The 22,897-nt window shown below is 47.3% G+C and carries 20 protein-coding genes and 1 tRNA gene; 9 read left to right on the top strand and 12 right to left on the bottom strand.

Going from position 1 to position 22,897, the window contains the following annotated elements; translation table 11 throughout:
* On the top strand, positions 1–882 hold the full coding sequence (locus tag ACFQRK_RS15110) for an N-acetylmuramoyl-L-alanine amidase (protein ID WP_379008136.1): 882 nt from the start codon (positions 1–3) through the stop codon (positions 880–882).
* A 4-nt stretch (positions 883–886) separates the two neighbouring features.
* On the opposite strand, the gene ACFQRK_RS15105 is transcribed toward ACFQRK_RS15110, so the two are convergent.
* The 6 genes from ACFQRK_RS15105 to ACFQRK_RS15080 form a co-directional block, all read right to left on the bottom strand.
* Entirely contained in the window at positions 887–2,605 is a 1,719-nt protein-coding gene (locus ACFQRK_RS15105; protein WP_379008135.1) for a sodium:solute symporter, read from the bottom strand.
* A 105-nt stretch (positions 2,606–2,710) separates the two neighbouring features.
* Positions 2,711–2,911: a hypothetical protein gene (locus ACFQRK_RS15100; RefSeq protein ID WP_379008133.1), complete on the bottom strand. Its 201-nt coding sequence runs from the start codon at positions 2,909–2,911 to the stop codon at positions 2,711–2,713.
* 16 nt (positions 2,912–2,927) lie between these two features.
* Positions 2,928–5,363, bottom strand: a complete 2,436-nt coding sequence (locus ACFQRK_RS15095; protein WP_379008131.1) for a PIG-L family deacetylase — start codon at positions 5,361–5,363, stop codon at positions 2,928–2,930.
* 348 nt (positions 5,364–5,711) lie between these two features.
* Positions 5,712–5,972, bottom strand: a complete 261-nt coding sequence (locus tag ACFQRK_RS15090; RefSeq protein WP_379008129.1) for a DUF6952 family protein — start codon at positions 5,970–5,972, stop codon at positions 5,712–5,714.
* Positions 5,953–6,267, bottom strand: coding sequence for a thioredoxin family protein (locus ACFQRK_RS15085; protein WP_379008126.1), 315 nt, complete (start codon positions 6,265–6,267; stop codon positions 5,953–5,955). Before ACFQRK_RS15085 ends, ACFQRK_RS15090 begins: the two co-directional genes overlap by 20 nt.
* Positions 6,268–6,329: 62 nt before the next feature.
* On the bottom strand, positions 6,330–6,974 hold the full coding sequence (locus ACFQRK_RS15080; protein WP_379008125.1) for a peroxiredoxin: 645 nt from the start codon (positions 6,972–6,974) through the stop codon (positions 6,330–6,332).
* Between the two features lie 386 nt (positions 6,975–7,360).
* Between ACFQRK_RS15080 and ACFQRK_RS15075 the strand changes: the two genes are divergently transcribed.
* Positions 7,361–7,432, top strand: a tRNA-Arg gene (locus ACFQRK_RS15075).
* 142 nt (positions 7,433–7,574) lie between these two features.
* Here the strand turns inward: ACFQRK_RS15075 and ACFQRK_RS15070 are convergent.
* Complete coding sequence (locus ACFQRK_RS15070) at positions 7,575–8,411, bottom strand: hypothetical protein (RefSeq protein WP_379008122.1); 837 nt, start codon at positions 8,409–8,411, stop codon at positions 7,575–7,577.
* Between the two features lie 200 nt (positions 8,412–8,611).
* Between ACFQRK_RS15070 and ACFQRK_RS15065 the strand changes: the two genes are divergently transcribed.
* Together ACFQRK_RS15065 and ACFQRK_RS15060 are read left to right on the top strand one after the other, a co-directional pair.
* Positions 8,612–9,271, top strand: coding sequence for an alpha/beta fold hydrolase (locus ACFQRK_RS15065; RefSeq protein WP_379008120.1), 660 nt, complete (start codon positions 8,612–8,614; stop codon positions 9,269–9,271).
* Positions 9,272–9,371: 100 nt separating this feature from the next.
* Positions 9,372–10,955 (top strand): glycoside hydrolase family 43 protein, encoded by a 1,584-nt coding sequence (locus ACFQRK_RS15060; protein WP_379008119.1) that lies wholly within the window; start codon positions 9,372–9,374, stop codon positions 10,953–10,955.
* 25 nt (positions 10,956–10,980) lie between these two features.
* On the opposite strand, the gene uxaC is transcribed toward ACFQRK_RS15060, so the two are convergent.
* The 3 genes from uxaC to ACFQRK_RS15045 all read right to left on the bottom strand — a co-directional run bounded on the left by uxaC (position 10,981) and on the right by ACFQRK_RS15045 (position 14,469).
* Positions 10,981–12,384 (bottom strand): glucuronate isomerase, encoded by a 1,404-nt coding sequence (uxaC, locus tag ACFQRK_RS15055; RefSeq protein ID WP_379008117.1) that lies wholly within the window; start codon positions 12,382–12,384, stop codon positions 10,981–10,983.
* 35 nt (positions 12,385–12,419) lie between these two features.
* Positions 12,420–13,583 carry a mannonate dehydratase gene (gene uxuA, locus ACFQRK_RS15050; RefSeq protein ID WP_379008115.1) on the bottom strand — a complete coding sequence of 388 codons (1,164 nt, stop codon included), beginning with the start codon at positions 13,581–13,583 and terminating at the stop codon, positions 12,420–12,422.
* 64 nt (positions 13,584–13,647) lie between these two features.
* Positions 13,648–14,469 (bottom strand): SDR family oxidoreductase, encoded by an 822-nt coding sequence (locus tag ACFQRK_RS15045; protein WP_379008113.1) that lies wholly within the window; start codon positions 14,467–14,469, stop codon positions 13,648–13,650.
* Between the two features lie 251 nt (positions 14,470–14,720).
* Between ACFQRK_RS15045 and ACFQRK_RS15040 the strand changes: the two genes are divergently transcribed.
* The 3 genes from ACFQRK_RS15040 to ACFQRK_RS15030 all read left to right on the top strand — a co-directional run bounded on the left by ACFQRK_RS15040 (position 14,721) and on the right by ACFQRK_RS15030 (position 17,747).
* Entirely contained in the window at positions 14,721–15,005 is a 285-nt protein-coding gene (locus ACFQRK_RS15040; RefSeq protein ID WP_188504671.1) for an HU family DNA-binding protein, read from the top strand.
* 37 nt (positions 15,006–15,042) lie between these two features.
* The gene (locus tag ACFQRK_RS15035) at positions 15,043–15,879 is read left to right on the top strand and encodes a tetratricopeptide repeat protein (RefSeq protein ID WP_379008109.1); all 837 of its coding nucleotides are present in this window, start codon (positions 15,043–15,045) and stop codon (positions 15,877–15,879) included.
* Between the two features lie 314 nt (positions 15,880–16,193).
* Positions 16,194–17,747: a ribonuclease E/G gene (locus ACFQRK_RS15030; RefSeq protein WP_379008107.1), complete on the top strand. Its 1,554-nt coding sequence runs from the start codon at positions 16,194–16,196 to the stop codon at positions 17,745–17,747.
* A 35-nt stretch (positions 17,748–17,782) separates the two neighbouring features.
* On the opposite strand, the gene miaA is transcribed toward ACFQRK_RS15030, so the two are convergent.
* Both miaA and ACFQRK_RS15020 read right to left on the bottom strand, forming a co-directional pair.
* Positions 17,783–18,679 (bottom strand): tRNA (adenosine(37)-N6)-dimethylallyltransferase MiaA, encoded by an 897-nt coding sequence (miaA, locus tag ACFQRK_RS15025; RefSeq protein ID WP_379008105.1) that lies wholly within the window; start codon positions 18,677–18,679, stop codon positions 17,783–17,785.
* Entirely contained in the window at positions 18,676–19,479 is an 804-nt protein-coding gene (locus tag ACFQRK_RS15020) for a hypothetical protein (protein WP_379008103.1), read from the bottom strand. Before ACFQRK_RS15020 ends, miaA begins: the two co-directional genes overlap by 4 nt.
* A gap of 208 nt (positions 19,480–19,687) precedes the next feature.
* Between ACFQRK_RS15020 and ACFQRK_RS15015 the strand changes: the two genes are divergently transcribed.
* Both ACFQRK_RS15015 and radA read left to right on the top strand, forming a co-directional pair.
* Positions 19,688–21,469: a serine hydrolase domain-containing protein gene (locus ACFQRK_RS15015; RefSeq protein WP_379008101.1), complete on the top strand. Its 1,782-nt coding sequence runs from the start codon at positions 19,688–19,690 to the stop codon at positions 21,467–21,469.
* A 9-nt stretch (positions 21,470–21,478) separates the two neighbouring features.
* On the top strand, positions 21,479–22,858 hold the full coding sequence (gene radA, locus ACFQRK_RS15010) for a DNA repair protein RadA (protein WP_379008099.1): 1,380 nt from the start codon (positions 21,479–21,481) through the stop codon (positions 22,856–22,858).
* Positions 22,859–22,897: the final 39 nt, after the last annotated feature.

The following is a 22,897-nucleotide window of genomic DNA, read 5'->3' as shown; positions in this document are numbered from 1 at the left end:
ATGGCTAACAGAGGTTTTTGTGCGAGCGCTGTGGGGCCGATTTTACTGGCGATATCAGTGATTTCAGCATGTACCGCCAATCGCTACACCAAAACGAACAAACAATATAAACAGCAACTGAAAGCGATTACCAAGCAAATGCAAGCACCCTTGCCATTTGCCACCCCACGTCTTACCGTGGCGTATGATTCGGCTGGAATACCCATAATATCCGAAATTCCACAAGCCAAGCGTGAAGTGCGGCAGGTGGCATCCATCCATTTTAATCTACGTAAGCCCAACTATGTAATCATCCATCATACGGCACAGGACAGCGTCGAACAAACGCTTCATACATTTACCGTATCCCATTCGCAGGTAAGTGCCCATTATGTTGTTGGCCGTGACGGAGAGGTGTATCAGATGCTCAGTGATTATGTGCGTGGATGGCATGCAGGTGCGGGCAAATGGGGATCCGTGACCGATTTAAATTCGGTTTCGCTCGGAATCGAATTGGATAACAATGGGCATGAGCCCTTTACCGAACCGCAGATTTATAGCTTACTGAATCTTTTGGACACCTTAAAGCTGCGCTATAATATTCCTTCCGCAAATTTCATCGCCCATTCGGATATCGCACCGTCCCGCAAAGTGGATCCCAGTGCTTTTTTCCCTTGGAAGCGTCTGGCCGAACGCGGCTTTGGGCTTTGGCCGGATGCGGTATTGCCGACGCCCCCTGACAATTTTAATCCCGAAGATGCATTGCGCATCATCGGGTATGATACCCGCAATTTGGAGGCCGCGATAAAAGCGTTTAAACTGCATTATATACAACACGATATCAGCGCGACATTGACGGAATATGACGTCAGTGTATTGTACAATCTGTATCAAAAACAGTAGCCGTTTACAATTTGGGTTGCAGCGTAGAAGTGACGGTTTGCTGGTTTGAACGAGTCCCCTGAAGAAGCAAGGAGAAGAGAACCACACCGGCGCATCCAACCAGATTGAGCCAAAGGAAGGCCATCGAGTCGAACCACCATAAGGCCACTACCATGATTTCCGTAAGAATGGCTGCCCACAATACGGCTTTGCCCCCCGCCCGTTTTACATAGAACGCGACTACAAAAATCCCCAATATAGTTCCGTAAAATAATGAGCCGAGGATATTGACCGCTTCCAATAAGTTGCCCAGTTTGCTGGCGTAAAGAGCGATTATAATGCAAAATATCCCCCACATAAGGGTGAATGCGCGCGATGCGGACAGGTATCCCCGTTCACTGCCTGTTTTACTGACGAAGCGTTTGTAGATATCAATAACGGTGGTGGATGCGAGTGAGTTGATAGCGCTGGATGTGGCACCCATGGATGCCATGAAAACGATGGCAACTAGCAGCCCGATCAGTCCCTTGGGAAAATTTTCGGTTACGAAAGACAGAAAGATGTAATTATTATCATTCGTGTCGGCGAGGGCATCGTTTTGCTGCATCAAATTTACCAAATCTTGCCTTACCTGCTTTGCGCGTTCGTCGGCATGATGCAGTTGATTGCGGATATCGGCAATCGCAGCATCGTTATCGGTATCAAGCGCCTGGGTCAGCCGGTGTATTTGCTGTCGTTTTTCTTCAAAAATCGCCTGGTGTTCGATTTCGAGTTGCTTTACCTGATCCGCATATTTGCTGTCTTCGATTTTATGGAGTTCATATTTGTTGAAAAATATCGGGGGACTGTTATACTGATAAAAGGCGAATACCAAAATACCGATAAGCAGTATGGCAAACTGCATGGGCACTTTTAGCAGTCCGTTCATCAAGAGGCCGATGCGGCTATCGCTCACAGACGAGCCTGTTAGATAGCGGCCGACTTGGCTTTGATCTGTGCCGAAATAAGAAAGCTGCAAAAAAAAGCCGCCTATGAGCCCGCTCCATAGCGTGTACTGGTTATTCCAGTCGAACGAAAGATCGATGGCGTTGGCTTTGCCCGATTTACCGGCAATGTGGAGGGCTTTGACCAATCCGATGTCGTCGGGAAGCATATAAACAACCAGTATGCCGGCTGTGAGCAGTCCGCCAAAAATGATCGCCATTTGAAGAAGCTGGGTGTAGGATACGGCTTTCGTACCGCCATAAACGGTATACAACACAACAAGCGTACCCATGAAAAGCGTGGTATAGACTACATCGATCTGCAAAATACTGGACAGGATGATTGCGGGAGCGTAGATGGTGATACCGGTGGAAAGGCCACGCTGGATAAGGAAGAGCAACGCGGTAAACGCACGCGTGCGCACATCAAACCGTTTTTCCAGAAATTCATAGGCGGTAAAGACACGCAGGCGGTGAAATATGGGAACAAACGATATGCTAAGCACAATCATGGCCAGCGGTAGGCCAAAATAGAATTGGACAAAACTCATGCCTGAGGTATACGCAAGCCCCGGCGCTGAAAGAAAGGTAATGGCGCTGGCTTGTGTGGCCATCACCGATAAACCGACATGATACCATGACAACGACTTATTGCCCAACAGATATCCATCAATATCGCGGATGCCTTTGCTTTTGTATACCCCGTAAACGACGATCAACAAAAGCGTACAAAACAACACCACCCAATCTGTCGTACTCATCCGAAATACTTCGTGAATAAGTAAAATAGAAGGATTAGCACCAGCAACCAGAGCACGACAATCCAGTAGAAACGCTGCCAGTTGCGGATGAAGGGAGGAAGTCCCTTATCGGTCATGCGCTCGCCCTTTGAGCAGGTTGCCTACGAAAAAGCCAGCAAGCGCCAGTCCGACAACGATACCAAGGATGGTGCCGAGAAAATTTTCTTGTATAAAGCCTCCCGTAAGACCGCCGAATACGGCACCCAGCAAATAAAAGTAACCGTTGATGTTTTTTTCCTCAGAATGCGGTTCGATGTGTTTCTCCATGTTCTTACTCGTTTAATCAATTGGATTTTGCCAGCAAATTTACGAATAATCTATATGCACCGGGTACGCCAGCGGGCAATTGCCTGAAAAAAGCAAGGGATGTATAAACAAAGTTACCTTTTCCGTATGGCGCCACCAACAGGGATCCGGTGTTGGGGGCCTCCCCGGGGTCGGCCATGCGGAGTGGTTGGTCATACCGATGGTCTGCGTCACCAACAAAATACAGACCGCGCTCTTGAATCCAACCGTTGAAATCAGCCGCTGTAATTTTGTTTGGATAGTTCAGTATCCGACTGTCGGCGTTCAATATCGTCACAGGGGCGGTTTCATCGGTCACCCTGCTCCGGCTTAAGGTCAGTGGGTAAGGGCCAAGATCGGAAGGAAGTGATCCGCTGCTCACGTTATATTGTACGAGCAATGTACCCCCGTTTTTAACATAAGCCATCAAATGCGGTTGCATATAACGCATACGTTCGTTTACATTGTATAAACGCACACCGGTTACGATAGCGTCATATTGTGACAGATTGCCTGCAAGGACATCCTGTTCGTTCAGGATATCCACACGTAAACCGATTTCGCGCAATGCCTGTGGAATTAGGTCGCCTGCACCCGGCAAATAGCCAATGCGTGTCGCCGAAACCCCGGTTTCCACTTTACTTAAGCGGGCAGTGGCGGGCGGGAACCAGGTGATTTTGGGAATATGCTCGTGCGAAATGGCGCGCATTGCACAGGCCGCTTCGATTGAATCGGGGTATTGGAATACAATGCTCAGCGAATCGGAAAGAGATGCTTTATCGGCCGGATAAATCGTGAATCTCGAAGTAATTTCCTCTGATTTTGCGGAAAACTCCAGCGGTACTTGTTCGGGCTCCACCCGCCAACCTTTGGGCAGACGGATCATGGCAGTGGCCGAGATTCGATCCTGAGTGTGCCCGGTAAAGACCACCTCAACCGTTTTGGGTTCACTGCCGTTAAATATGAATGCCTTTTGCCCGAGGGTTGCCGTTATCTGTGGAGTGACGGTTAGGGGTTCGTATACCTCTCCCCGCACGGGATGGACGTACTTGTAGACGACCGGACGCTCCACGTTGAGTTCCTGGCCATTGACACGCAAGGAGATGGAGACCTTGGGTACATCGGAATTGGTAGGGCGGCCAATATTTTCTTGATGATTCACTACAAAACTTCCCAAGCTATGTGGGCTACGAAGCCAGTACGGTTGTGTTGTGCCCTTGGCTGCAACGATAGAAGACTGCTCGTAGGGTTCATTGAAAGTCAACGTTGTATTTCCAATGGATACCTCCACATCGGGGCGCCGCACGATATACGTTGTGTTGACAGGAATTTGCTCGCCGATAGCATATTTGGCTTGGGGAGCGTAGCTTTCAAACCAAATTCCTCCACAAGCAATGATCAGGTCTGTTATTTCTGCGGCTTTTTGTTTTTTCCAGTACGCATCTTTTACTTTTTCCACTTCCCCGAGAAGGGCAATAAGCCCGTTGATTGACTTCTCGGGATGTTCATCATCGAAATCGCTGTAGATGGTCGAAATCATGTGCGAAATATGTTCGCCAGCACTTACCCGCTTCCAGGACGTTTCGATTTCATCAAATAATTCGTCTTTTGGGGCCTCCCCTGCTAACATTTCAAAGCGTTCGATGCTATTGCCCCGTTGCCGGGCGGATCCAAAGCCCTGGCTTTTGTGTTTAGACCGGCTTTCTGCGGCGATTTCACCATACGATTCGCCTAGAAAAGGATTGTATTCGCCGATGTTTATCAGCAAATGTTCAGAAGAGGGTGGAGAACCTTGGAAAAAGTTGGATGTATTCCAAAGTAGCCGCTTTGCTTGCCAAACAGAAACATGAGCAAGCTGCTCGGGAAATCGCTTGGGGTCTGCGGCGGCTTTAAAGGCCTCGATGGCCAATAAGGCAGATGCTTGATGATGCCCATGACCAGCCCGCTCGTCGGGCGGAAAGCGGGTGATGATTACATCGGGTCGGAAATTTCGGATGGTCCATACGGCATCCGCAAGGATATTCTCGCGGCCCCAAAATTGAAATGTTTCATTCCATGTTTTTGAAAACCCAAAGTCGAGCGCCCGTGAAAAAAATTGTTCCCCTCCGTCGACACTACGCGCAGCCAAAAGTTCTTGGGTACGGATGAGGCCAAGTTCTTCGGCTTGTTCCGTTCCAATAAGGTTTTGACCGCCGTCGCCACGGGTTAACGAGAGATAGCCCGTCCGATATTGCTTTTCTTTGGCTAACCAAGCGATTAGCCGGGTATTTTCATCGTCGGGATGGGCTGCAAGGTATAATACCGAACCCAAGATGTTTAGCTTCTTGATGGCTTGTTTGATTTCGCCAGCGTGCTTCGGTTTCTGCGTTTGAGAGATTGCGAAAGATGTGATAAGAAAAAGCGGGAGGAAAAAGGCAATACGTCTTATGTTCATGCGAAAAGGGTTTGTTCTTTAACGGCTTCATGGAACCCCTATTTTGAAGCTTTCATTCGCCTCGGCTTTGCGAGTTTTTATGGGTTTAAAGATAAGATTTGTGGGGAACAAAACAAAAGCCGTCCCGGTGTACACCGGGACGGCTTTTGCAAATTAACAATTAAAAAATCATTTAAATCTTAAAACGGCCCTTTCAGCAATACCTCTAGATGGACATCGCAGTAATCGAGAATACGAACCCAGCCTTAAGAAGTTAACCTTTAACAACGGTAAAGTTACAAAAACACTGGCAATATTGGCTGGCTGTAAAGGCGCAAGTTTTCCACAAAGGGGTGGTTTTGAACATTGTTACGCCTTGTCAATCGATCCGAGTACACGCTTCATAAAGGTATTTAATGCCTCTTTCCGCTCAACTCCGCTTTTTACTAACTTATCTACTTCGATTGCTCCGTACATATTCGAAATCAGCTCGCCAATTACATCCAATTCTTCGTCCTTTAACGAAGGTACTTCGGTAAGCGCCTCGAGCGTCTCAATGGCTTCCAGGACATAGTCGGAATCGTTTTGTTCGATGAATTCGACCAGGTGCTTAATTATGGGTAACTTCATTCAACAGTTCAATTAGCGGGTCAAATTTGTTTGTTTGGACCTGATTTACCAATCGACCGCTTTTAAACGCGGCGAAGGTGGGGAGGTTGCTGACATTGGCCAACTGCCTTGATTGAGGAAACCGCTCTGCATCCGCTATGACGAAAGAGATTTGCTCATTTTCCGAAGCCAGTTTTTTAAACTTTGGTTTCATGATTTTACAATTGCCACACCATGTCGCTGAATACTGGACCAATACTACCTCGTTGTTTTTTACAATATCTGAAAGGTTGTCGTTTTCTAATTCTTGTAGCATAATAGTTTTCCTTTTTAATTAAGGTAGTCCCCTTAGAGGGGCACTACCGCGTTTGAATATGCTTAGCTAAGCGAAACTTGGCTAGCCAGATAGCTAGCGACACCATCACGCGTGGCGTGCATAGCGTCTTTACCTTCCTCCCAATTAGCAGGGCATACTTCACCGAATTTTTGTACATGCGCGTAAGCATCGATCAGCCGGAGATATTCCTTTACGTTGCGGCCTACAGGCATGTCGTTTACGCTTTCGTGAAATACCTTACCATCTTCATCAATGAGATAAGTAGCGCGGAAAGTCACATTTGAACCTTCAAACAAATATCCGAATTCTTCACTCTCCTTTTCTTCGCCTTCCAATATGCCCAGTACGCGGGATAAGTTGCGGTTTGTGTCGGCCAAAATGGGATAAGTCACTCCTTCAATACCGCCGTTGTCCTTTGTCGTATTTAACCAAGCGAAATGCACTTCATTGGTATCGCACGACGCGCCGATTACGACGGTATTACGTTTTTCAAATTCAGGTAAAGCTTCCTGAAATGCGTGGAGCTCAGTGGGACATACAAACGTAAAGTCCTTTGGATACCAAAACAGCAATACTTTTTTTCCTTTTTGGGTAGCTTCTTCAAAAATGTTGATAGACAAGTAATCACCAAGGTAATCAATTGCATCAACCGTAATGTTCGGGAATTTTTTTCCTGTTAAACTCATGACTATCTGTTTATTTTTTTCGACTGCAAAGATACGGTTTATCTCCATGGGTAATTATCGTTTTTGTCAATGGTTTATATACCTTGTCTATTATACGCGTGACCCCCTTGTTTCGCCACTCAACTCCAAATGGATGCCAATTTTGTCCGAATCCGAATGTCAGATACTTAGAGATTAATAAATGTTTAATACGGTATTTTCCCCTATGAAGTCCCTATAAAACCCCTATTATATACCTATGATATTATATTAATAAGGAGAATCGTTGGTCAGTCGTTGTTATATGAGACATTGAGAATTGCAAAGCTCCCTCAATAAAGACAGCTTCGCTAATAAAGAATTACCATTGTCTATATAAAATTGTATTTTTGCCACGAGAATAGCTCGGCCCTGTAGTTCAATGGATAGAATAGAAGTTTCCTAAACTTTAGATATGGGTTCGATTCCCGTCGGGGCTACAACGGAAACCGCCACTGGTAAATAGGGGCGGTTTCTTTCCTTTATGTCGGCTTGATTGTCGGTCTGATTAGGTCTTCTTCTTAATAAATTCCGTACCTTGGAATCATGACAGTGCCGACCAAAGCAGGAATCCAACTATTTCTATTTTTGACGGCTTTCATAGCGTTTTGTGCAATCTTTTTTTGCATGGGCCATCGTGTTTAATAATTCTTCGGTTGATTGGTTTAAGTTGAGATTAATATTTTGAACGCAAATCTCGGTATATCCTTCTTGCCAGGAATAGGATTCGGTCTCGACTTTTTTAAGGATGAAATTATTATTTATGCCTGATACCATATAATTTTTCTGGAAATGTCCTTTATCGGGGAATTGGGTAATAATTTCATATCCTTCTTTGGTTTCGTGAATATCGACTATCTGGTTGCCCCCGTCTTCGGAAAAATTGGTGGATTTTAATGCGAAGTGATAATGATTTTTTTCACTTCCTATAAATATCAACAATTCATCTCCCAAGTAACGGTTGAGACTTACAATTTTGTCATCGATACCATCTTTATTTACATCAAATGTTTTGATAAAGTAGTTTATATTTTCGATGTATTGGTCTAAAGAGATATCTTTTTGGCCTTCCATTGCAACAGTGGTCTTTTTGACAAATAACGTATCTTTTCTTCCTTCGATAAAATAATAATTGATCTGCTCTCCTCCGGAAGAGCGGATCACCTGGATTGAGTCGATGATAACATTGTCTTTGCTGACCATTAGAAACCTGGATATCGCATCCGGCTTTTTTTCCAGTTTGAAAAAACCGTCTTTGTTTGTATACGTTTTATTGCTGGGATCATCCTGCTCAAAAACCGCTACATTGGCGAGCGGTGTATTCGACTGAAAGATATAACCTTCATAATGTCTGAATTTATGCGGAGCACAATTGCACATGCCTGATAACAGCGCTGATAGTAGGATTATAAATTTCATTTTTGTGCCTAACTGTATGACGGTAAAAGCATGAAATTAAAAAAAGAATCTTGCCATACAAAGATTTGTATCTTTTAAGGGCATCTCCTTAAATTTCTCCGCCTTTTTTCTTTTGTTTGTTGTCTTTCGGAGAATTGGCTATTGATGCTGATATTTCAAGGTGGTTCACCGTTTTGTTGTAACGTCATGTTTTAATCCTTATGCATACACAATCCATCAAGCTCATGGTCTCACCTTCCATAGGGGAGGTGTCGGGAATTTATGTCGCTCCGGAGGAACCGCGATGCATCCTGACATTGGCTCATGGGGCCGGAGGGGGCATGAGCCATCCGTTTATGGAGGCGTTAGCCGATTCGCTGGCGACCCTGGCCATTGCCACGCTGCGATTCAATTTTCCCTTTTCCGAACATGGCAAGGCGAGACCGGATCCGCCGGCGGCCGCACAAGCTACTATTGCTGCCGCAATCGCCCAGGCACACGAACTGCATCCAGACCTATCTTTATTTGTCTCTGGCAAATCTTTCGGTGGGAGAATGAGCTCACAGTATCTCGCAGCCAATCCGGATAGCATTGCTAAAGGGGTGATTTTCTACGGCTTTCCGTTACATCCTGCGGGGAAGCCAGCGACCGATCGTTCCGATCACCTTCGATCACTGAAAATTCCTATGCTATTTTTGCAGGGCACGAAAGATGCACTGGCAACCTGGGCGCTGATCGAAGCGGTATGTCAGTCGCTGCCGGCTGCATCATTGGTCAAACTGGAGGGAGTAGATCACTCTTTCAAAGCCGGAAGAGCCGACGTAATATCGCTGTTGGCAAGCGAGACTAGGCAATGGATGGATCGTCATGAGAAAATATAGGTAGGTTTTGAGACGATGTGTTTATAATATACGGTTTAAATTCATTTTATTTGTGGCCTGTATACACGATCATTATAAATCGCGATTTTACCAGTTAACCATGAAGACCATATTAGGCTACCTTGCTCTGTTTCTGTTCACGGCTTACGGCTGTACAAATAACCAGTCTGCCCGTCAGCAAAAGGAATCCATTGCTATCGTCAACCCGGTATTGCCCGGTGATCACCCCGACCCGACCGTTATCAAGATCGGTGATACCTACTGGGCGTCCGCAACCTCGAACGAGTGGGCTCCGCTGTTTCCGATTTACAGGTCGACCGATCTGATCAACTGGGAGTTGGTATCTTATGCATTTGCCGATTTACCCCAATGGGCCAGAAATAACTTCTGGGCGCCTGAACTGGCCTATGATGAGGCGCAAAACAAGGTGTATTTGTATTACACAGCCCGCGACAAATCGACCGGGCGTCTCGCGGTCGCCGTCGCCAGTGCATCGTCTCCGGAGGGGCCATATACCGATCATGGGCCATTGGTGAGTCAAGAGCTCGGTTCCATCGACGCGTTTGAAGTAAAGGACGATGACGGCAAGATTTATTTGCTTTGGAAAGAGGATGGCAACAGCAAAGGTCAGCCAACTCCTATGTGGGCACAGGAAATCAATTCCGAGCGAACGGCATTACAGGGTGACAAACATCAGTTATTTACCAATGACAGCGAGTGGGAAGGCCGCTTGGTCGAAGGGATCAGTGTGTTCAGGCACAATGACTATTACTATGCTACTTATTCAGCAGGTGCCTGCTGCGAGGTTACCTGTAATTACAAAACGGGCGTAGCGCGTGCGAAGCAACTGCTGGGCCCCTGGGAAAAGTACGATAAAAACCCCGTCTTGGTAGACAATGATCATTGGAAATGTGCTGGCCATGGAACGGTAGTGGAACGGGATGGTAATTTCTATTATTTGTATCATGCTTATAATCAGGCGGGCAGTGTCTATGTGGGCCGGGAGGGGGTCTTGGAAAAGATTAACTGGACCTCAGATGGTTGGCCGGTATTTGCCAACAATGCCCGCTATGATAGAGATCCGGCATCATCAGACTACCGTGATGATTTCTCCACCATGGAGCCTGTATGGCGCTGGCGGGTCAATCAGCCCGCAGAGTATACCGTGGGTGATCGCGGACTGTTCCTAACGGCATCACGAGCGAATGACGGAATCGGTTCGTTGCTGGTGCAACCCATCACGTCTATTAATTATGAGGTGACGGCACGTCTGGACGCAAAGACTACCGATGATCAATCCGGTGCTTCTGTTACAATGGTCGGTGGTGCCAACAACCGCTTCGGCGCCCCCATCGCGGGCATTGGCATCGGTGTGTTCGGGAAAGAGGTCCGGGTTTGGCGAATTGCGAAAGATGATGTGCAACTCCTGCAAGCGTTTCCTCTTACCGCGGAAGCAGATAGCGTGACCTTAAAGATGGCTGTTTCAGACGGCCATATGGTTGACTTTTCCTGGAATGAGGGAAAAGAATGGCAAACAGGCCTGCAAAATTACGACGCTGCTTCGCTGGTGCCCTGGGGCATGGGCTTCAGGGTTGGCCTGGCCGCGACGGGCGACGGTAAGTCGATCAATATCGGTCAGTTTGAAATCAGAAATTCCCAGGCATCGCCGTCCACGAAGCCGTAATGGGGACTGCAATCACCGCGAAAATTTAAAGCTCAAAATAGGTCTTCGCGTTGTAATAACAGATATCCTGGATGATTTTTCCGGTCCATCCCATATCCATCGGCAGCAATCCTTTTTCAATGTCTTCGGCAAACAAGTTACAGAGCAGTCGCCTGAAGTATTCGTGACGTGAATAAGAAAGGAAACTGCGCGAATCAGTCAACATGCCTACAAAACAACTGATAAGACCGATGTTTGATAAGGTGTTCATCTGCTGCGTCATGCCATCCAGCTGATCTAAAAACCACCATCCGGAGCCGAATTGGACCTTGCCTTTTATTCCTTCGTCCTGGAAATTTCCCGTCATCGCTGCAAATACGGCATTATCAGCAGGGTTAAGGTTATATATCACCGTCTTGGCAAGACGGTTTTCTATATCCAGGGCATTAAAAAACTGCTGCATCGCTTCGGCTTGTTGGAAGTCACCGATGGAATCATATCCGGTATCCGGCCCCAATTGGCTTAATTTGCGGGTGTTGGTGTTACGTAGAGGCCCCAAATGGAACTGCTGAACCCAATTTTTGTCATGGTATAGTTTGCACAGCTCGGTAAGCACCACATAGGTAAATGACTCTTCGTATTCCGCGGCGAGGCGGTCATTACCATTGAGCACTTGCTTGAATACCTCATCCAATGAAACCGAAGAAGTGCCCGCTCTCGGCAGGTGGTTCAGCCCGTGATCCGCGATGCGGCATCCGTGACGATGGAAATAGTAAAAGCGATTGGAAAGTGCATCCAATAAGGTGTCCAAATCTACAATGGCAATACCGCTGCTCACCTCAAGTTGTTGGATATATTGGCGATACAGATCACCCTTGCTCAACTGGAATGCTTTGTCTGGTCGAAAGGACGGAAGTACCTTGGTGTCGAATCCTGATTCTGCAATTGTACGGTGATGGGTGAGACTGTCGGTCGGATCGTCTGTTGTTCCGACCATTTCCACACGGAAATGCCGTAACAAGCCCTTTGGAGAAAACGCAGACGTCTGCAGCTGAACCAGGGTTTGATCAAAAATTGCATCCGCGTTTTCAGGACCTAGCAATTCCTCAATTCCAAACGGATTCTTCAGTTCCATGTGTGTCCAGTGGTATAAGGGATTGCGCAGGGTATACGGAACGGCCTCTGCCCATTTTCGGAATTTTTCGCGGTCGTCCGCCTGGCCTGTGATGTATGCTTCGGGGATTCCGAGTACACGTTGTGCCCGCCATTTATAGTGATCGCCAGCTAACCAGATATGGGTAATATTCCGGAAGTTCGCATCGGTGGCCACAGCATCCGGAGGGAGATGCGAATGGTAGTCAATAATGGGTAAGTCCTTGGCATAGTCGTGGTATAGGACCTGAGCCGTATCCGAAGGTAATAGGAAATTGTCATGAATAAAGTAGGCCATGTCTATTCAATTTCGTGTCCGTGTTTCGTTTTGGATTATTGTCCGAGGATGCCCAGTTCCAGTCCCCTTAGTTCGGCCAACCCCCGCAGACGACCGATTGCCGAATAGCCGGGGGCTGTCGTTTTTTCAAGGTCATCCAACATCTGGTGACCATGGTCCGGTCGGAAGGGTATTGCGACGGACCGCCGTTGGTTTTCGGCAACTAATGCTTTCATGACGGCATACATATTGACATCGCCGTCTAAGTGGTCGGCCTCAAAAAAGTTGCCTTGTCCGTCTTTCTTGACATTGCGAAGGTGAACGAAGTAAACACGCTCTTTTACGGCCTCAAAAATGGCCGGAATATCATTCGAAACACCCGCACCCAATGAGCCGGTACAGAAGCAAATGCCATTGAAGGGTTTATCCATTTCGCGGATGATATACAGCAAATCGTCCTTATTGCTGGCGATACGTGGTAGTCCTAAGATCGGATAAGGAGGATCATCTGGGTGGATCGTCATCCGGATTCCGTTTTCCTCACAGACATCAGCGATGGAGGAGAGAAACCAAATCAAGTTTTGGCGCAGGCCGTCAAAGCCGATGGCTGCGTATTCGCGTATGCTCTGGCGCAGTTCGTCCAGTTCGATGCTCCGTTCGCCGGGAATGCCCATCAGCACATTGATGCTTAATAACTCGATCTGTTCCGGCGTATAGGTTTCAAACCGTTTTTGGGCTTCTGCCTGTATGGCTTCGGGATAATCAGCCGCAGCTCCTTCCCGTTTTAAAATAAATAAATCAAAAGCCGCTAAATCATTCCAGTTAAAATACAAGGCCTTTGAACCGTCAGCCATTGTTAAGTCAAGCTGTGTTCGTGTCCAGTCCAGAACCGGCATAAAATTGTAACAGACGGTTTTGATCCCGGCTGCAGCTAAGTTACGGAGGCTCTGTCGGTAATTTTCTATATAGGTCTGTGCGTCTGCCCTTCGTGTCTTGATGGCTTCGTGCACGGGTACACTTTCTACTACGCTCCAAGTAAGTCCGGCAGCTTCGATCAACGACTTGCGCTCTTGGATATCCCCCAGTGGCCATACCGCACCGTGGGGAATATGGTGCAGTGCTGTCACAATTCCCGTTGCACCCGCTTGTTTAATGTCTTGCAATGATACGGTATCCGTGGGGCCGTACCACCGCCATGTTTGTTCAAGTTTTTTTATCATGCTGTTTTATTGGTTATCTGCTGTTATTGTCTACCGCAGCTTTTCTTTACGTGTTGCTGTTTCTTCATACCCCACTCCAGGCGTTGAAACCTCCATCTACCAAAATGGTTTCGCCGGAGATAAAGCCTGAGGCATCACTCAGTAAAAAGATCAGCGCACCGGTTAACTCTTCCGGGCTTCCCAGTCGGCCGTATGCCGTATTATTTACGAAGCGCTGTGCTCGGGCCGTATAAGAACCATCGGCATTGGTAAGTAACGTACGGTTCTGCTCGGTGAGAAATACGCCGGGCGCAATGGCATTAACACGCACTTTGTCGCCGTATCGTTGTGCCAGCTCAACAGCCATCCATTTAGTATAACCTTCGATCGCACATTTGGCGAGGTTATAGCCCATGACTCGTGTAATGGCCTGCTGGGCAGCCAAGGATGATATATTCACGATGGATCCTTTGCCTTTTTCGGCGATGACCCGGCCAAAGACATGTGTAGGAATCACTGTTCCGAACAGGTTGAGTTCTACGGCCTTTTGGGTGTCGGCGATGTTGCTGTCGAATAAGTTCTGTTCTGGGCCGATGGTCGCCCCCGGAATATTACCTCCTGCTGCATTCACTAAGCAATCTATCGTTCCCCATGCGTCTATTATCTGATTTTTTGCTTGATGTACTGCTGATTCATCCAGTACATCCGTGATGATCGGTATTGCTTCACCTCCTTGTGCGCGGATGGCGGCTACACGGGCATCCGCTCGTTCCTTGTTACGGCCTAACACAGCTACCTTGGCTCCCGCTGCTGCCGTAGCCAGTGCAAAAGATTCGCCCAAAATGCCTGTGGCTCCTGTAATTACCACAACCTTGCCTGCCAAAGAAAACTGTTGTATTCCGTCCATACTACTTAAATAAGGTCTACATTGTAAATTTAATCTCCAATATTAGTTAAAAATGAGTTGAACCCGGTTACTTTTTTGACAAATATCTACGAAAACGTTGTAGCGCTTGGGACGGCAAAAAGAGTAAAAAACCTCGTTTACAAAAAATTAACAATTTTATTTTAAGATGTCGTTTTAAAGCGATACTTTTGCATCCCCAACATTGGAGAGGCTTATGTCTTGAAAAATAATTAATTACAAAAAATATAGATATGACTAAGGCAGAAATTATCGCAGAGATCGCTAACAAAACTGGGTTAGAGAAAGTAGATGTTCAGGAAACGGTTGAAGCTTTTTTTAAAGTAGTAAAGAATGCAATGGTTGGGGGTGAGAATGTCTACGTAAGAGGGTTCGGTAGTTTTGTAGTGAAAAAAAGGGCTGAAAAAACCGCTCGCAATATCTCAAAGAATACAGCCATCATTATTCCTGCACATTATGTGCCTACATTCAAACCCGCCAAAACATTTGTCGAGAAAGTAAAATCGGGTAACAAATAGGTTCTGCCTTAACGAAAAGTAATTAAGGGTGTCTGCCATGCAGGAGAAGACCAAACAAATCGTCACTATTACCTCCGTCATCGTTGTGATGGGGTTATTGTTGGCGCAACCCATTAAGGGTTTGGTCAACGATGACAAGGCTGCTGCGTCGTCTTCAGCTGATGCGTCATCTAAGGTGACACTTGAAAGCGTCTCCGCGCAGGCCAAACAAGGGCTGAATGCCAGTATCATTCAAGATATATCCACGATCGAGGCGCAGTTGTCAAAGGCATCAGGACCGGAAAAAATTGATTTGCTGCAGCAACTTGCTACCGAATGGGATGACGTGAACAGGCCGGCTCCATTAGGCTTTGTCTACGAGGAATTGGCCAAGCTTGATCCTAAATTTGACAATTGGTTAAAAGCGGGAGATGCCTATCGCGCCGCGTATACAAACTTACAAGACACAACGACTGCGAGCGTGCTTAATGCGTATGCGATCAATGCATACCAGAAGGCACTCGAACTGGATGCTGACAACTTAGATGCAAAAACCGGGCTGGGAAGTGCTTACGTCAGCGGTACGAATAATCCTATGGCCGGAATCGCACTCCTTCGAGAAGTGGTGGAAGCGAATCCTTCCCACATCGGTGCGAACAAGAGCCTGGGCTTATTTTCTATGCAATCTCGTCAATTTGACCGGGCCATCGATCGGTTTAAGACAGTCGTGTCCCTGCAGCCGGATGCCGAATCGTATTTTTACCTCGCAACAAGTTATGAAAATATTGGGTTGAAACGCGAGGCGATCGCTGCCTTTGAAAAAAGCAGGGATCTTGCCGCCGATCCAACCCTCACTCAGTTTATCAATCGGAAAATCGATGAATTGAGCAAATAATCATTTAATTTATTCATTAAAAAAATTTAGCTATGCCAAGCGGAAAGAAAAGAAAAAGACACAAGATGGCTACTCACAAACGTAAAAAACGTTTAAGAAAAAACAGACACAAGAAAAAGTAATTTCTGTTAGGGTCTGAGTTATGCCCGCTTCCGAAATGGGGTATATAAATGAGCGTGGTTTTCACACAATCGAACTCTGCCTCATCCTGTAAATAGAAGAACAGCGGGCGTTTTAAACGTATTTTATTGTTTTATTGAAAGCAGGTAGCTGCTCTTGTTTGCTGTTACCTGCTTTGCAAAAGAAAGTAGCTGTTGGTAAAGGAGTTAATCATCGATTCGGCTCCCGACAAGGGAGTCACTATCGCTTTACTTCAGGACAAACAGCTTGTAGAGCTCAATAAGGAACACGCAAACAACAACTACGCGGTAGGCGACATTTACTTGGGTAAGATAAAAAAGATCATGCCCGGTCTTAATGCCGCATTCGTGGATGTTGGATATTCGAAAGATGCGTTTCTACATTACCTGGACTTGGGCCCCCAAGTTCAGTCGCTCATCAAGCTTACCAAACTGGTAAAGAATGGCAGTTATAAGGAAAAACTGCTCGATAGTTTAAAATTAGAGAAAGACATCAACAAGGCAGGGAAGATATCTGAAGTATTGACCCGGAATATGCTTTTGCCTGTCCAAATCGCCAAGGAACCCATCTCAACCAAGGGCCCCAGATTGAGTTCTGATTTGTCTATTGCCGGAAGATATGTCGTCTTGGTGCCATTTTCCAGCGCCGTATCCATTTCCAAGCGAATCAAAGGTAATGCGGAACGAACGAGGCTCAAAAAAATTGTGGAAAGCATCAAACCTTCCAATTTCGGCGTTATCATCCGGACGGTTTCCGAGGGAAAGGGCGTGGTCGAGTTACAGAAGGACTTGTTGGATGTTATCTCTAAGTGGGAGGTTCTAACCAGTCGGCTGCGGTTGGCCGAACCGACGCAGAAAGTGCTGGGTGAAATGGATCGGACCTCGACGATCCTGCGAGATATCCTGACGGATGAATTTTCGCATATTTATGTCAACGACCAGGCGATTTTTGAGGAGACCCGTTCCTATGTACAAGAGATCTCGCCCGACCTTGAGAAGATCGTAAAGCTTTATAAGCATAGAGAACCGATTTTTGAACATTTTGGGGTAGAGCGCCAAATCAAAGCCGCTTTTGGAAAAACGGTGAATCTGCATGGCGGCGCTTATCTGGTAATCGAGCATACGGAAGCGTTGCACGTTATTGACGTCAATAGCGGTAACCGGACGGCAAACAAAGAAAACCAGGAGGAAAATGCACTGCAGGTAAACATGGAGGCCGCGAAAGAAATTGCACGCCAATTGCGATTACGCGACATGGGCGGGATTGTGGTCATCGATTTCATCGATATGCATAAACCTGCTAACCGTAAAGAACTGCACGCATATCTCAAACAATGTATGGCTGCTGACCGCGCACGGCATACCATATTGCCACCGAGCAAATTTGGGCTTGTACAGATCACACGGCAACGGGTAAGACCTGAGATGACGATTGTGACCAACGAAAAATGCCCGGCATGTGACGGTACAGGAGAAATCCGGTCGAGTATAGTTTTGATGGATGATATCGAGAATAACTTGAGCTTCATCTTACAAGAGCAGAATGAGCGGGATATCACCCTATGTGTGCACCCTTATATCTATGCCTACGTTAAATCCGGATTTATATCTCGTCGGATGAGATGGTTTACCAAATTCGGTCGTTGGATCAAGGTGAAGCCGGTTGCCTCGTATTACCTCACGGAATTCCATTTCTTCAACAGTAAGGACGTGGAGATTAAATTATAGTTGAAATCGAATTTCAGGAAACCTCGGCGATATGCCTATTTCCTGAAATTCTTTAGTACTTCACCGGCCATTTCCTCGATGCTTCCAAGCGCTAGCCAATGAATTTTTAAGCCGTCCTTTTCCATTTTTCGAAAGTACGTCATCTGCCGTTTCGCAAAGCGGTGTATCTCTGTGTTGAGGCGAGCAAAAAAAACTTCATAGTCGAATTCTCCCTGCAGATATTGGATAGCATATTTGTATTCAAGTCCGTAATACAGTAATCGGTCGGACGATATTCCGCGATCCAGGAGGGTTTGTACCTCGGCCAGCAATCCGGTTTCGAGCCGTTGCTGCAACCGTTCGGTAATGCGTTGTCTGCGCAGTTCTACCGGAGGATTGATGCCAAACAACTGGGCGGTTACCGGGGGGGAGGATGGAGCCGGCGGGGCATGATGAAGGCACCATTTGGCGATTTCGATTGCTCGGATCAGCCGTTTTTTTGTACTCGTATCTGCCTGAAATCGAGGGGGGATGGGTAGAGAATGCAGTGTTTCTAACAACGTATGCACAGACAAAGGGGCGAGCGCACGCCGAAGAGCATCGTTTATGGGTACGGTGCTGTATTCAAAGGGTTGCAGCACGGATTGAATATACAGACCCGTTCCTCCACAGAGGATCGGTTGTTTTTCCTGCTGCTGGATGGTCAATAAAGCTCGATGGAAGTCGGTGGGATACTGCGACACATGATAGGTTTCTCCGGCGTCGACGATATCAATGAGGAAATGAGAGACATCGTCGTACACATCCAAATCTTTACCCGTTCCGATATCCATACCCCGATACAGCTGCCGTGAATCGGCGCTGATGATGGCACCGTTTATCTGTTTGGCCACTTCTACCGCCAATTTCGTCTTTCCGGACGCTGTGGGGCCGAGGATCACCAACAATTTCACAGTACCTTAACGAGCTTTATACTGCCGCTGTTGTAAATCGGAGTATATCCCAGTTTTTTCCGCATGGGAAGAGACGCATTTTTGATTTCTTCAGGAAGGGTATGCTCGTCATACCTTTGCTTGGTATGTGTGTTTATCCAGAATTGTTGCGGTTCCGTTTGACCGACGATCATGAAGCCGATTTTACGATAACTATCGCCATCAGACCAGTCCTTATCCGCATAAGTCATGATGTCTCCAGGATGGAATTCTTGTTGGAAAGCATCAATTAATTTACTGAAACCCCCGACCACCTGTATGCCTTGCTTGTGACAAAAACGCAGGAGTTCAAAGGACCGATAGTTATCCGGCTGATTGTTCATCTTCCGGCCACCGCTGAATACGGCAATTGCTACCAGGTCGCCACTATGAAATAAGCCATAACGATATTTGCCCGGCAGAGCTACCTGTAGGTGGTTTTCCTGTTGGAAAGCCATTGCTACCGACTTGTCTATACGCGCTGCTACGGTATCCCGAGCATGAATACGCCGTGCCTTACCTGCCAACGATGCAATCCGATTAAGCAAGAGCACCGGCCGGTTAATCCACAGATCTTCATCGATATGGATGCAACGAGCGTCGACATCGAGCTGGATGCGCTTGTCAGAATCGCTTAGGTAATAGATGATGTGAACCGGGGTTTTGTTTGTTGCCGATAACAAGCATGCCGTCTCTGACAACGCACGCAGGTCAAACTCGGTATCCAGCTTGTCTTGCAGCGCCGTAAGAAATTGGTAGAAAGAACTATTGACATTAAACATGAAACACAGGTAATTAATTGCAAACTAAGATAAAATTGCTTTCATATGCAAGTTTAATCGTGCGAGCCTGCCTCCAAGCATGTTCATGGATACCAAGTCTTGTTGATGCAAGGGATTTGCGGATGCCACGGATAGGTGTAAGCGGGAGAATTCATAAAATTTTCACGAGATCGCGAATTTTTGCGCAAATTATCGATATTCGTGAGATATGAAGAAAATCCTGATGGCAACGGCGGCCCTTCTGGCTTGTCTCTACGGTAACCCAACCCTTTACGCACAGAGGCCGGCTTCGTCACCCAATCTGACTGTCTTATTGAACAACCACACGCGGATGGTTCCATTGCGGGATTTGGGACACCGCGATATTGCCTATGTAAGTCGTTTAACAACACCCGCCTTTGCGGTGGTGGGCGACATGCTGGAGCGGTATGCACCGGTGGAGCGTTTCGGAATACCGGAGCATATCGATCAGTACCACGGTTTAGACGAACAATTGAAGTATTTTAACACGATCATTTTGGGCTTGGAAGCCGCAGACCTGGGCGATAAGCGCTTGCTACAGTTTATCTCAACGCAAGCCGTTGGGAAGCAGGTCATCCTAACGGTATTTGGCGCAGGTGTCAAGCTGCGGGAATTGGATTTTGTACATTATCCGATTCTGTGGAATCCGGAGTTATCGGAAATTTCAGCGCGGAATGCCGCGATGTCTGTTTTTGGCGGTATAGCCTGTACGGCTCGGTTACCCCAATCATTTTCTGCAAGGTATTCGACCGGCGCGGGTTTTACCACGGAACAAACCCGATTGGCGTATACCGATGCGCAGGCGCTGGGCATCGATGCCGCATATTTGGAAGGCGCTATCGATGCAATTGCCGAAGAAGCGATTCGTGAGCGGGCCACTCCGGGTGCCGTGGTATTGGTGGCTAAGGGAGGTAAGGTGATTTTCGAGAAAGCTTACGGGCATCACACGTACACGGGTGATAGATTAACCCAGGTTTCCGATCTCTTTGACATGGCCTCGATAACCAAGATTACGGCTACGACACCCACCATTATGCGCCTAGTTGAGCGTGGAGTGATCAACCTCGACAGCACCATGGGGCATTACCTTCTGCAGGCTCAAAACACCAATAAAAATCGGACTAAGCTGCGGGACATCATGCTGCATGAGGCAGGTTTCATCCCATATATTCCTTTTTATCGGGACTTGAAACCAGGTGATCTTAGTCCCGATTCGTCGGCGGCGTATTCAGTCAAAGTAGCGGATGGTTGTTTTATTAGAACCGGTTATTATCAGGACGTGATGTGGCCGATCATGCTGTATTCCAAGCTTAATTCCCCAGGGACTTATGTCTATAGCGATATCAGCATGTATGTTATGAAGGAGGTTGCCGAACATCAGACGGGTATTCCCATCCAGGAGTACATTCAGCAAGAATTTTATCGTCCATTAGGTATGAAAACTGCGGGGTATCTCCCGCGCCAGCGTTTTTCGAAAGGGCGCATTGTACCCACGGAAGACGATAAGGGGTTCAGGAAAATTTTGCTACAGGGTTATGTTCACGACCAGGGGGCGGCTATGGCGGGCGGCATAGCCGGACATGCCGGGTTATTTGCCACGGCAAACGATCTGGCCATTTATGGGCAATTGTTGCTCAACCGGGGAGAATATGGCGGCGATCGGTATTTTAAGGGTGAGACGGTAGATTTATTTACTTCCCGACAGTCAGCCGTCAGCAGACGTGGCTTGGGATTTGACAGGTGGGATCCCGACACCACGAAACACTATCCCTCCCGGCTGGCGTCCGATGCTACCTTTGGGCATACAGGCTACACAGGAACCTGTATATGGATTGATCCTAAGGAGCAATTGATCTATGTCTTTTTGTCCAACCGGGTGCATCCTGCCGTGAGTACAAAATTAAGTACGCTTAATATCCGGGGAAGAATACAGGATGCCGTTTACGAAGCGATTTATTCTGTAGAATAGGAGAGATTTATGGCTAAAGCGAAAACAACCTTTTTTTGTCAAAACTGCGGGTACGAGTCGCCAAAGTGGTTGGGTAAATGTCCCTCCTGCAGCGAGTGGAATACCTTCGTAGAAGAAGTAACGGAAAAACCAGGTTCCCGGATACCGGATTGGCGTACGGTGCCGGGTGCGGCGAAGCGGTCAAACAAAGCGGCCGCTATTCATGAAATCGTTCAAACGGCAGAAAACCGCCGCGCCACACCCGACCGGGAATTGAACCGGGTATTGGGAGGGGGAATAGTACCCGGATCGCTGGTGCTCATCGGCGGTGAGCCCGGAATCGGTAAATCAACGCTAATGCTTCAATTGGCGCTTAATATGCCGAATACCAAGACGCTATACGTTTCCGGGGAAGAAAGCGAACAGCAACTGAAAATGCGTGCCGAACGGCTTGTTCAGGCATCTGAAGCCGACTGTTACATTTTGACCGAAACCGCTACGCAAAACATTTTTAAACAGATTGCTTTGCTGGAGCCACATTGGGTCATCATCGACTCGATACAGACGTTACACTCCGCGCAGATCGATTCAGCTCCCGGCAGCGTTTCCCAAGTACGGGAATGTACGGCAGAGCTGCTCCGCTTTGCGAAAGAAACAAGCATACCGGTATTTATCATTGGACATATCACCAAAGATGGAGCCATTGCCGGACCGAAAGTACTCGAACATATGGTGGATACGGTCTTACAATTTGAGGGCGACCGGCATCACGCTTACCGCATGTTGCGTGCCGTCAAAAATCGATTCGGATCTGCCTCCGAGCTGGGTATTTATGAAATGCAGGGGACCGGTCTACGCGAGGTCTCCAACCCCTCTGAAATCTTGCTTTCACAACGTGAAGAAAGCATGAGCGGCATTGCGATTGCTGTGCTGTTGGAGGGGCTACGCCCCATGTTAATCGAAGTGCAAGCGTTGGTAAGCACTTCTGCATACGGTACTCCTCAACGTTCCTCTACGGGATTTGATATTCGGCGGATGAATATGCTGCTTGCTGTGCTGGAAAAGCGCTTTGGATTCCGATTCAGTGCACAAGATGTCTTTCTAAACATCGCCGGTGGCCTGCGGGTCGAGGACCCCGCCATTGACTTGGCGGTCATCGTCGCTCTCATCTCGTCGCAACAAGACCTACCGGTTCCGGCGACGGTTGCGTTTGCGGGTGAAGTGGGGCTTTCAGGTGAAATTCGTGCCGTTAACCGTATTGACCAGCGTATTGCCGAAGCGGAAAAACTCGGCTTTGAAACCATCTTTATCTCCAAGTATAATACGAAGGGCTTGGATGGCAGTAAATATGGAATACGCATGAAGCCGGTTTCTAAGGTGGAAGAAGTGTTTCAGGCGCTTTTTGGATGAAACGCCACGCAATTATATAGACCTGACGTCCCGTGTTCT

The sequence above is a fragment of the Parapedobacter sp. GCM10030251 genome, assembly GCF_042666505.1.
Lineage (GTDB): Bacteria > Bacteroidota > Bacteroidia > Sphingobacteriales > Sphingobacteriaceae > Parapedobacter.
Note: the sequence above shows the minus strand (reverse complement) of the source record. Positions and strands in the feature narration are given on the sequence as shown.